At 74.1% G+C, this 10985-nt stretch carries 9 protein-coding genes; 8 read left to right on the plus strand and 1 reads right to left on the minus strand.

From position 1 onward, the window contains the following. Nucleotides 1–23 precede the first annotated feature (23 nt). A complete protein-coding gene (locus tag ASE27_RS02390; protein WP_369818975.1) occupies nucleotides 24–1484 on the minus strand; it encodes a glycoside hydrolase family 15 in 1461 nt (486 codons plus the stop codon). 236 nt (nucleotides 1485–1720) lie between these two features. Between ASE27_RS02390 and groL the strand changes: the two genes are divergently transcribed. The 8 genes from groL (at nucleotide 1721) to ASE27_RS02430 (ending at nucleotide 10959) form a co-directional block, all read left to right on the plus strand. Continuing rightward, nucleotides 1721–3355, plus strand: a complete 1635-nt coding sequence (gene groL, locus ASE27_RS02395; RefSeq protein ID WP_056645303.1) for a chaperonin GroEL — start codon at nucleotides 1721–1723, stop codon at nucleotides 3353–3355. Between the two features lie 322 nt (nucleotides 3356–3677). Then, nucleotides 3678–4337: an isochorismatase family protein gene (locus ASE27_RS02400; RefSeq protein ID WP_056645308.1), complete on the plus strand. Its 660-nt coding sequence runs from the start codon at nucleotides 3678–3680 to the stop codon at nucleotides 4335–4337. Then, the gene (locus ASE27_RS02405) at nucleotides 4334–5167 is read left to right on the plus strand and encodes an SDR family oxidoreductase (protein ID WP_056645311.1); all 834 of its coding nucleotides are present in this window, start codon (nucleotides 4334–4336) and stop codon (nucleotides 5165–5167) included. The genes ASE27_RS02400 and ASE27_RS02405 overlap by 4 nt, the downstream gene beginning before the upstream one ends. Nucleotides 5168–5278: 111 nt before the next feature. Further along, nucleotides 5279–6595: an isochorismate synthase MenF gene (locus ASE27_RS02410; protein ID WP_056645314.1), complete on the plus strand. Its 1317-nt coding sequence runs from the start codon at nucleotides 5279–5281 to the stop codon at nucleotides 6593–6595. Then, entirely contained in the window at nucleotides 6592–8340 is a 1749-nt protein-coding gene (locus ASE27_RS02415) for a (2,3-dihydroxybenzoyl)adenylate synthase (RefSeq protein ID WP_200955873.1), read from the plus strand. Before ASE27_RS02410 ends, ASE27_RS02415 begins: the two co-directional genes overlap by 4 nt. Then, nucleotides 8337–9821 (plus strand): lysine N(6)-hydroxylase/L-ornithine N(5)-oxygenase family protein, encoded by a 1485-nt coding sequence (locus tag ASE27_RS02420; protein ID WP_082608410.1) that lies wholly within the window; start codon nucleotides 8337–8339, stop codon nucleotides 9819–9821. The genes ASE27_RS02415 and ASE27_RS02420 overlap by 4 nt, the downstream gene beginning before the upstream one ends. Continuing rightward, nucleotides 9818–10702 carry an ABC transporter ATP-binding protein gene (locus ASE27_RS02425; RefSeq protein ID WP_082608411.1) on the plus strand — a complete coding sequence of 295 codons (885 nt, stop codon included), beginning with the start codon at nucleotides 9818–9820 and terminating at the stop codon, nucleotides 10700–10702. The genes ASE27_RS02420 and ASE27_RS02425 overlap by 4 nt, the downstream gene beginning before the upstream one ends. Further along, entirely contained in the window at nucleotides 10699–10959 is a 261-nt protein-coding gene (locus tag ASE27_RS02430; protein ID WP_056645318.1) for a phosphopantetheine-binding protein, read from the plus strand. The genes ASE27_RS02425 and ASE27_RS02430 overlap by 4 nt, the downstream gene beginning before the upstream one ends. The last annotated feature ends 26 nt before the right edge of the window (nucleotides 10960–10985 follow it).

Here is a 10985-nt window from a genome sequence, read left to right on the forward strand (position 1 = left end):
CTCGCGGCCGGACGTGGCCCGGTTCAGGGAGCCAGCGCTTCAGCCGCCTCGATGCGCCGGTCCTCGAGCTCGATCAGGGTCAGCACCACGAGCGACGAGCTCCACGTGAGCGGTGCGACCGCCGCGGGGGAGCCGTCGGCGAGGACCTTCTCGGGGATCGCGCCGGAGGCCGTCCGGTGCGCCGCGAGCCAGTCGAGCCAGCTCTCGGCGGCCTCGTCCTCGCCGATCGAGGCGCCCGCGAGGGCGAACAGCGCGGTCTGGGGCGTCCAGGAGACGCCGTCGGTGCGCCACCCTGCCCCCGGAGCCACGCCCCCGGCCGGCCGGAGCATCGACATGACCGAGGAGCGCCAGGCGTCCTCGGCCCCGCTGAGCGCCGTGGGCTGGAACGGGGGGAGCGTGAACGTGGTCGCGGCGTCCTGCGCCCCGCCCGACACGGCGCGCGGGTAGCCCTGGGAACCGAACCGGTCCTCGATCGCGGTCCGCAGGCGCACCGCCGCGCTCGCCGCGTCGGCCGCACGGTCCCACTGCTCGCCGTCGCGGTAGAACGCCATGGCCCCCTCGAGCCCGGCGAGCAGGGGCGCGGCGGTCCCGAGGGTCAGGTCGGTCGGGTGCACCTCCCAGTAGTCGCTCGACGGGGGAGGCAGGCCGGTGTCGTCGTCGACCAGGGCGAGCACGTGCGCGGTCGAGGCGTCGACGAGCGGGGCGAGGCGCTCGCGCGCGTCCGCCCGGTCCTCGGGGTCCTCGATCTCGTCGAGCACGGTCCAGGCCGACCACAGGGCCCACCCGTTCCCGTCCGACTGGATCCCGCGGTCGTCGGGGACCCCGGAGGCGTCGGGGAGGTAGCGGGCGTGGAACGAGCCGTCGGGCTCCTGGACCGAGCGCAGGAAGTCGAGCACGCGCAAGGCGTCGTCGACGTGGCCGGTCCGCGCGTACGCGGCCGCGGTGAACGACGAGTCGCGCGGCCACACGAAGCGCCAGCGCGGGGACGCGGCGGCGAGCGAGGCACCGTTCTCGAGCGTCAGGGCGTGCAGGTCGAGCAGGGCGTCCTCGCCGAGCCCCGCGAAGCGGGTGCCGGCGCCCGGGACCCGGCCGTCGGCGAGCCACGCCCTGGAGGAGGCCGCGGCGCGCTCGGCGCCCGCGGCGTCGAGCAGCGAGCCGGCGGTCACGGGGGAGCCCGCGACCTGGCTGAGCCGGTTCACCTCGCCGTCGGCGGGGTCGATGCCGGCGGTGAGCCAGGCGGGGTCGAGGGCTGCGGGGTCGAGGACCCTGCTGCCCTCGAGGTAGGTGGCGTCCATGCCCGCGGGAAGCCGCAGGAGGGTGCCGGGACCTGCGGTCGCGACGCCGTCCTGGTACAGGTCGATCCGGACGTCGGTCGGCTGCGGGGACGGGGTGGCTCCGGCCGTCACGAGCACCACGACGGGGGCGATCGCCGCTCCCAGCACCGCCAGTCGCCACCTCTTTGTCGCGAAACTCACACTGGGCATCCTAGGACGAGCCGGACGTGCGTCGTTCCGCTGGGGGCGATAGCGACCGAACGGCCTTGCACTCGCACCGGCAGAGTGCCAATAATGGCGTTAGCACTCTCGTCATGAGAGTGACAGTTTTCTCTGGTCGTCAGGTGAGGCCCGCGAGTCGGCGTGACAGGAACGTCGTCGTGCGCGAGCCGTCCGTCGCGGGCGCCGACCGACCGTCACACGCCACCAGCGGAGGATCAATCCCCATGGCAAAGATCATCGCCTTCAACGAGGAGGCACGTCGCGGGATGGAGCGCGGGCTCAACGTCCTCGCCGACACCGTGAAGGTCACGCTCGGCCCCAAGGGCCGCAACGTCGTCCTCGACAAGAAGTGGGGCGCGCCCACCATCACCAACGATGGTGTGAGCATCGCCAAGGAGATCGAGCTCGACGACCCGTACGAGAAGATCGGTGCGGAGCTCGTCAAGGAGGTCGCCAAGAAGACCGACGACGTCGCGGGTGACGGCACCACCACCGCGACCGTGCTCGCCCAGGCGCTCGTGCGCGAGGGCCTGCGCAACGTCGCGGCCGGGTCCAACCCGATCGCCCTCAAGCGCGGCATCGAGAAGGCTGTCGAGGCCGTGACGGCCCAGCTGCTCGTCGCCGCCAAGGACATCGAGACCAAGGAAGAGATCGCCGCCACGGCCGCGATCTCGGCCGGTGACCCCGCGATCGGCGAGCTCATCGCCGAGGCCCTCGACAAGGTGGGCAAGGAAGGCGTCATCACCGTCGAGGAGTCGAACACGTTCGGCCTCGAGCTCGAGCTCACCGAGGGCATGCGTTTCGACAAGGGCTTCCTGGCCCGCTACTTCGAGACCGACCCCGAGCGTCAGGAAGCGGTCCTCGAGGACCCGTACGTCCTGATCGTCGAGTCGAAGATCTCGAACGTCAAGGACCTGCTGCCGCTGCTCGACCAGGTCATGAAGGCCGGCCGCAGCCTCCTCATCATCGCCGAGGACGTCGAGGGCGAGGCCCTGGCCACCCTCGTGCTGAACAAGATCCGTGGCACCTTCAAGTCCGTCGCCGTCAAGGCTCCGGGCTTCGGCGACCGCCGCAAGGCCATGCTGCAGGACATCGCGATCCTCACGGGTGGCCAGGTCATCTCCGAGACGGTCGGCCTCAAGCTGGAGACCGCGACCCTCGACCTGCTCGGCCAGGCTCGCAAGGTCGTCGTCACCAAGGACGAGACCACGATCGTCGAGGGTGCCGGCGACGCCGACCTCATCGCAGGTCGCGTGAACCAGATCCGTTCCGAGATCGAGAAGTCGGACTCCGACTACGACCGCGAGAAGCTCCAGGAGCGCCTCGCCAAGCTCGCCGGTGGTGTCGCTGTCATCAAGGCCGGCGCCGCGACCGAGGTGGAGCTCAAGGAGCGCAAGCACCGCATCGAGGACGCCGTCCGCAACGCGAAGGCTGCCGTCGAGGAGGGCATCGTCGCCGGTGGTGGCGTGGCTCTCATCCAGGCCGGCGCCGTCGCGTTCGAGACCGCTGCGATCACCGACCTGGTCGGCGACGAGGCGACCGGCGCGCAGATCGTGCGCGCCGCGATCGACGCCCCGCTCAAGCAGATCGCGATCAACGCCGGTCTCGAGGGTGGCGTCGTGGCCGAGAAGGTCCGCAACCTCCCCTCGGGCCACGGCCTGAACGCCGCGACCGGCGTCTACGAGGACCTGCTCGCCGCAGGCGTCAACGACCCGGTCAAGGTCACGCGCTCCGCGCTGCAGAACGCTGCGTCCATCGCAGCGCTCTTCCTGACGACCGAGGCAGTCGTCGCGGACAAGCCGGAGAAGAACCAGCCGATGCCGGGTGGCGACGGCGGCATGGGCGGCATGGACTTCTGATCCGTCCGCTCACGCGGCCGGGCTCCTAGGAGCCTGCGCAGCTGACACGAAGGGCCGTCCGGCCAGGGAGACCTGGCCGGGCGGCCCTTCGGCGTTCCCCGGGTGCGGGGCGGGGCGGAGAGCGGGGAGCTCGCCGAGGAGGCGCCTCCCTGTGGCCGAGCCTGTCGCTTCCGCGAACGAGATGGCAGATCGTCACGATCTGTCCGTTCCGTGGACACCCCTTTTCGGGCAGGTGGACAGTGTGCTTAGGTCTACCTCAGTGAGGAAAGGTTTACCTAACTCACTCGACAAACCGCTCGATACACCTGGCTCTGGGGGGACCATGGGACTGCCGACGATCGCCGCCTACGACGGCCCGGCACCGCACGAGTACCCGAGCAACCGCGTGACCTGGCAGGTCGACCCTGCTCGCGCGGTGCTCCTCGTCCACGACATGCAGCAGTACTTCGTGGACGCGTTCGACCCGGCGTCGCCCGCCCTGCGGGACGCCGTCGACAACATCTCCCGGCTCGCCGCGACGGCGCGCGAGCTCGGCATCCCGGTCGTCCTGACCGCTCAGCCGCCCGCGCAGCAGCCCGCCGACCGCGGCCTGCTCACGGACTTCTGGGGCCCGGGCATCCCGGACGACGGCACCGACGTCGTGATCGACGCGCTCGCACCGCAGCCGGGGGACACCCTGCTGACCAAGTGGCGCTACGACGCGTTCGTCCGCACGGGCTTGCGCGACCTCCTGCGCGAGCAGGGGCGAGACCAGCTCGTCGTGACGGGCGTCTACGCCCACATCGGCTGCCTCGTCACGGCGTGCGACGCGTTCATGCACGACGTCCAGCCGTTCCTCGTCGGTGACGCCGTCGCGGACTTCTCGCTCGCGCACCACCGCCAGGCCCTCGCCTGGGCCGCGGACCGGTGCGCGGTCGTGGCGACGACCGACGACGTGCTGACGCACCTCGGGGCACGCGTCCCCGCGGTGGCGGGGGCATGAGCACGCGCGTCGTCCTCGTGACCGGTGCCGCGGGCGGCATCGGGGCCGCGGTCGTGCACGCGTTCGCCGCCGAGGGCTACGTCGTCGTGGCGGCAGACCTCGACCGCCCGACCGTTCCTGCGCACACGACCGTGCCCCCGCACGGCGGCACCGCGCCCGTCCCGGCCGCCGCGCCGCGCACCCCGGGCACTGTCGTCCCGGTGCGCCTCGACGTGACCGACGAGCAGGACGTGGCTCGCCTGGTCCGCTGGGTCGAGGACGAGGTCGGACCCCTCGAGGTCCTCGTCAACGCCGCGGGCGTCCTGCGCCCGGGAGTCGTGACCGAGTCCTCGCTCGCAGACTGGCAGCGCATGCTCGCGGTCAACGCGACGGGCGTCTACCTGGTCTCGCGCGAGGTCGCCCGATGTCTGTCCTCCCGTCGGCGCGGCGCGATCGTCACGGTCGCTTCGAACGCCGCGGGTGTCCCGCGCGTGGGCATGGCCGCGTACGCGGCCTCGAAGGCCGCGGCGTCGAGCCTGACCCGGTCGCTCGGTCTCGAGCTCGCACCGTACGGGGTCCGCTGCAACGTGGTCTCGCCGGGCTCGACCCGCACGCCCATGCTCGCGGCGCTCGCCGGGTCCCCGGGGCCCGACGACGTCCCCGTCCTCGACGAGATGGCCGAGGCGCGCGTCGTGGCCGGCATGCCCCAGGACTTCCGGCTCGGCATCCCGCTGGGGCGTCTCGCCGAGGTGCAGGACGTGGCCGCCGCGGTCGTCTTCCTCGCCTCGGACGCGGCCCGGCACATCACGGTGCACGAGCTCGTCGTCGACGGCGGCGCCACGTTCCGCTGACCGCCGGCACCACCCAACCCCCCCCCGCGTCACCGCACGACCTCTCGCACGTCACCCTGCGGACGACCGCGCAGGTCTTCATGCACCCATCGACACCGACGAGGACGCCTCATGACCGGCTTCACCGTGCTCGACGACCCGGCACCTCCCACGAAGATGCCCGCGGTCGCGCTCGACCCGGCGCACGCGCGCCGCCCGCACCGCGCCCCAGAAACCCCGGACACCCCGGAGACCTCGGCCTCCGCGGCTCCCACCTGGACGCCCGACGACGGGGCCTCGTCCGGCCACGCCGAGTTCCGTTTCGCGTCGCCCCGGACGGGCCTCGTCGCGCACGGCGTCCGTGCGCGGCTCGACGTGCCCTCGTGGGACGGGCCGGCCGTCGCGGGCGCGGCGCACGAGCTGCTGGCCCGCGCGGCCGGGGCCCGGTGGGCCGGTGAGCCCGCGCCGATCCTCGTGGGGGCCATCCCGTTCGACCCCTCGCGCCCCGCGCACCTCGTGGTGCCGGCGCACCAGTCGTGGCACCCCGTGGTCTCCAGCGGTGCACCGGCAGACGCCACCGAGGAGGGCCCGCTACCCGTCGCCCGGCCCGAGCACGCGCTGCCCGGACGCGACGACGCGGTCTTCCGCGCCGCCGTCGGGSGAGCCGTGTCCCGGCTCGAGGACGGCGCGGCCGAGAAGGTCGTCCTGGCGCGCACGCTCGACGTGTCCGCACCCGAGCCGCTCGACCGCGGCGCGGTGCGCGCGGCCGTGCGCCGGGCCAACCCGGACGCGTACGTGTTCGACGTCGAGCTGCCCGGCGACCAGGGGCACCTGGTCGGGGCGAGCCCCGAGCTCCTGGTCTCGGTGCGCGACGGCGTGCTCCACAGCCACCCCCTCGCGGGGTCGGCCCCGCGCTCGGCCGACCCCGACGAGGACCGCGCGACCGCGCAGCGGCTCCTGGCCTCGGAGAAGGACCTGCGCGAGCACGCGTTCGTGACCGACGCGATCCGCGAGGTGCTGCGCGCGTACGTCGACCGCGAGGAGGACCTGGACGTGCCCGCGACCCCCGAGCTCGTCGCGACCTCGCACCTGTGGCACCTGGGCACGCCCGTCACGGCCCGCCTGACGCCCGGGACGTCGGTGCTCGACGTCGTGTACGCGCTGCACCCCACGCCCGCGGTCTGCGGCCACCCGCAGGACGCCGCGCGCGAGCTCATCGGTTCCCTCGAACCGTTCGACCGCGGCTTCTACACGGGACTCGTGGGCTGGGCCGACCAGGCCGGGAACGGCGAGTGGGCGATCGTGCTGCGCTGCGGCGTGGTGCGCGGCGCCGACGTGCGGCTGTTCGCGGGGGCGGGCGTCGTCGTCGGGTCCACGCCCGAGGGCGAGCACGCCGAGACCGCGGTGAAGTTCTCGACGCTGCTGTCCGCGCTGGGCGGGGTCTCGTGAGCGCAGTCCCCGCACGGCAGCCCACGCGCCCCGCACCGCTCCTCCTCGACGGCGTGGTCCCGGTGCCGGCCGAGGCGGCCGACCGCTACCGCGCGGCCGGGTACTGGACCGACCAGACGCTCGGCTCGCTCGTGCGCGACGCCGCTGCCGCCCGGCCCGACGCGACGGCGCTCGTCGACGGGGCCCGTGCCCTCACGTATGCCGACCTCGACCGCGCGGCGGACGAGCTCGCGCACGGGTTCGCCGCGCTGGGCCTGCGCCGGGGCGACCGCGTGGTGGTCCAGCTCCCGAGCGCGTGCGAGCTCGTCGAGGTGCTCGTCGCGCTGGGCCGGGCGGGGATCGTGCCCGTCCTCGCGCTGCCCGCCCACCGCCGTACCGAGGTCGAGTACTTCGCGGCCCACACGGGCGCCGTGGCGCTCGTGTCCGCGGGCGTCGAGCAGGGCTTCGACCACGCTGCCCTGGCCCGCGAGGTCGGCGCCGCCGTCGGGTCGGTGCGGCACGTCGTGGTGGCGGGCGGCTCTCCGGCAGCGCCGGACCTGTCGGGGCACGACGAGCGGGGCCCCTTCGCGGTGCACTCCCTCGACGACGTGCGCCGCGCGGACCTCACTGCGGCCCACGGCCCGTTCGAGGACGCCGCCCACCCGTCCGACGTCGTGCTCCTCCAGCTCTCGGGCGGGACCACGGGCACGCCCAAGCTCATCCCGCGCACGCACGCCGACTACCTGTACTCGGTGCGCGAGAGCGCGCGGATCTGCGGTCTCGGGCCGGACTCGGCCTATCTCGCGGCGCTCCCCGTCGCGCACAACTACGGCCTCACGTCACCCGGCGTCCTGGGCGTGCTGCACGCGGGCGGGACCGTCGTCCTGTCCCCGCACGGCGCGCCCGACGTCGCGTTCGCCCTGATCGAGCGGCACCGGGTCACGCACGTGGCGCTCGTGCCGCCGCTCGCGCACGTCTGGGCGGCCTCGCCGCTCGTCGCGGCGCACGACCTCTCCTCGCTCCAGGTCCTCCAGGTCGGCGGAGCCAAGGTCGGGACGAGCGCGGCCGAACGCCTGATCGAGGTGTTCGGGGACACGCTCCAGCAGGTCTTCGGCATGGCCGAGGGGCTCGTCTGCTACACCCGGGCGGGCGACCCGCGCGAGGTCGTCGTCGGGACGCAGGGGCGGCCCGTCTCCCCGGCCGACGAGGTCCTCGTCGTGGACGACGACGACCACCCGGTGCCGCCCGGTGAGCCCGGGCACCTGCTGACCCGCGGTCCGTACACGATCCGCGGCTACTACCGGGCCCCCGAGCACGACGCCCGCTCGTTCACCGCCGACGGCTTCTACCGCACGGGGGACCTCGTGACGCGCGACGCCGACGGCTACCTCACCGTCGTGGGCCGGGCCAAGGAGCAGATCAACCGTGGGGGAGAGAAGATCGCGCCCGCCGAGGTCGAGAACCACCTGCGCGCCCACCCCGGCGTGCTCGACGCGAGCGTCGTCGGCGAGCCCGACGAGTACCTGGGCGAGCGCGCGGTCGCGCGCGTCGTGGCGCGCCCCGGGGCGGTCGCGCCGACCGGTCCCGTGCTGCGCCGCTTCCTGCGCGAGCGGGGTATCGCGGCCTACAAGGTCCCCGACCGCTTCGAGACCCTCGAGGCGCTCGCCACCACCGCGGTCGGCAAGGTCGACCGCGCCCACCCGGCCGCCGCGCCCGCGGCACCCGCCGACCCCGAACCCCGCACCCAGCCGTGGAGCCCGCGATGAGCAACCCTTCCCGCACGCAGGACCCCCGCCGCCCCGGCCACGAGGTCGACGTCGACCTCCTGGGCCTCGGCTTCGGCCCCTCCAACATGGCGCTCGCGATCGCGGTCGAGGAGCACAACGCCGTGGCCGACGAGCCGCTGCGCGCGGTCTTCCACGAGCGCCAGGCGACCTCGCGCTGGCACCACGGGATGCTCTTCGAGGACGCCCACATGCAGGTCGCGTTCGCCAAGGACCTCGTGACCCTGCGCAACCCCACGAGCGACTACTCGTTCCTCGCGTTCCTGCACGAGCAGGAGCGGCTCGTCGACTTCCTCAACCGGGGCAGCCTCACGCCCCTGCGCGTCGAGTTCGCCGCGTACCTGCGGTGGGCCGCGGCCCGGCTCGCCGGGGTCACGCGCTACGGGTCCACGGTCGAGACGGTGGTCCCGGTGCGCGACGGCGGACGGGTCGTCGCGTTCGACGTCACGGTCGCGGACGCGCAGGGCCGCAGCACGACCAGGGCGCGCGACGTCGTGGTCGCCGCAGGACTCCAGGCGCGCCTCCCCTCCGGGGTCACCGAGTCGGACCGCGTGTGGCACAACCAGCGCTACCTCGACCGGGTCGCGCTCGTCGACCACGACGTGCGGCGTGCCGTGGTCGTGGGAGCGGGGCAGAGCGCGGCCGAGATCATGCTCGACCTCTACGACCGGTTCCCCGGGGCCGAGGTCCACTCGGTGTCGCGGCGCTACGGCTTCTCGCCCTCGGACTCGACGCCCTACGCCAACTCGGTGTTCGACCCGGGCGCGGTCGACGTCTTCTACGACGCCCCGCCCGCGGGCCGCGCCCAGCTCATGGCGCACCACCGCAACACCAACTACTCGGTCGTGGCCGAGGAGACCATCCGCGCGCTGCACGAGCACGAGTACCGCGACCGGTGGCTCGGCCGTGACCGCCTGCACTGGCACCGCTGCACCGAGGTGCTCGACGTGCGAGACCCGTCGGACGGTCCGGTCGCCCTCACGCTCGCCGAGAACCTCACGGGGACCACGGCAGTCCTGGACGCCGACCTCGTGGTGCTCGCGACGGGCTACCGCCCGCTGGATCCCACGACGCTGCTCGGCGGCTCGCGGGACGACGACGGGTCCCGCGCCGAGCCGTCGCCGGGTGCCGCGGGCTCCGGCCGGGAGGCCGCAGAACTCCTGGGCCGCGACGCCGACGGCGCCCTGGACCTGCACCGCGACCACCGCGTGCGCCTGACCGAGCCCGCCGACGCGGGCCTCTACCTCGTGGGACAGTCCGAGCACTCGCACGGGCTCTCCTCGACGCTGCTCTCGACGCTCGGCGTCCGCGCCGGCGAGGTGCTCTCCTCGGTCCTCTCCCGCCGAGGCACCGCACCGGGCGAGGAGAGCGACGCGGGCCGCGCGACGCCGTCGGGCGGGGAAGCCCCCGCCGCCCGCAGCGCCCGGACGCCCGACGTCGCGTTCCCCGTGGCCGCGCGATGAGCCTCACCACCGCCGGCCTGCGCGTCGGCTACGGCAGGCGCGACGTGCTCCAGGGCGTCGACCTCGAGATCCTCGAGGGCGAGCTGACCGTGATCGTCGGGCCCAACGGCTGCGGCAAGTCCACCCTCCTGCTCGCGCTCGCGCGCATCCTGCGGCCCAGCGCCGGGACGGTCGAGCTCGACGGGCGCGTGGTCACCTCGATGCCGCCGCGCGAGGTCGCGCGCCGGCTCGCGTTCCTGCCGCAGGCACCGCTCGGGCCCGACGGCATCCGCGTGCGCGACCTGGTCGCGCGCGGTCGGCACCCGCACCAGGGCTTCCTGCGGGCGCTCTCGGCCGAGGACCACCGCGTGATCGACGAGGTGCTGCTCGCGACCGACACGCTCGACCTGTCGACCCGCCGCGTGAGCGAGCTGTCGGGCGGGCAGCGCCAGCGCGTGTGGATCGCCATGGCGCTCGCGCAGGAGACGTCGCTGCTGCTGCTCGACGAGCCCACGACGTTCCTGGACGTCGCGCACCAGATCGACGTGCTCGACACGTGCGCGCGCCTGCACCACGAGGGCCGCACCGTCGTGGCCGTGCTGCACGACCTCAACCTCGCGGTCCGGTACGCCACGCACCTCGTCCTCATGAAGGACGGCGCGGTCGTTGCCCAGGGGCGACCCCAGGAGGTGCTGACCACCGACCTCGTCGAGCAGGTGTTCGGGATCCGCGCCCACCTCGTCGCGGACCCCGAGGGCTGGCCGCTCGTGGTCCCCGTTCGCTCGGACGTCCTGGCCCGGCGGGCCGGGGCGCGCCCGTCGGCCACGCGTGCCACGCCGGCCGTCCACGCCAAACAGGCCACCCCGACCACCCCGACCCCCTCGACCGAAGGACCCGCATGACCGCCACCACCCGCCCCCCGGTCCCCACGCGCGAGCAGGCGCTCGCGGACCTCGTCGACGTCCTGGGCGTGGGCGGCTCGGCCGCCCACGAGATCGGGCTCGACGACGACCTGACCGACCACGGCCTCGACTCGGTGCGGCTCATGGCGCTGCTCGAGCGCTGGCGCGCCGCGGGCTGGCCCGTCGAGTTCGCCCAGGTCGCGGTCGAGCCCACGCTGCGCGGCGCACTGCGCGCGCTGGGCGTGCCGACCCCCTGACCTGCGGGCCCGCGCCACGTGCGGGC

The sequence above is a fragment of the Oerskovia sp. Root918 genome, from assembly GCF_001428945.1.
Taxonomy (GTDB): Bacteria; Actinomycetota; Actinomycetes; order Actinomycetales; family Cellulomonadaceae; genus Oerskovia; species Oerskovia enterophila.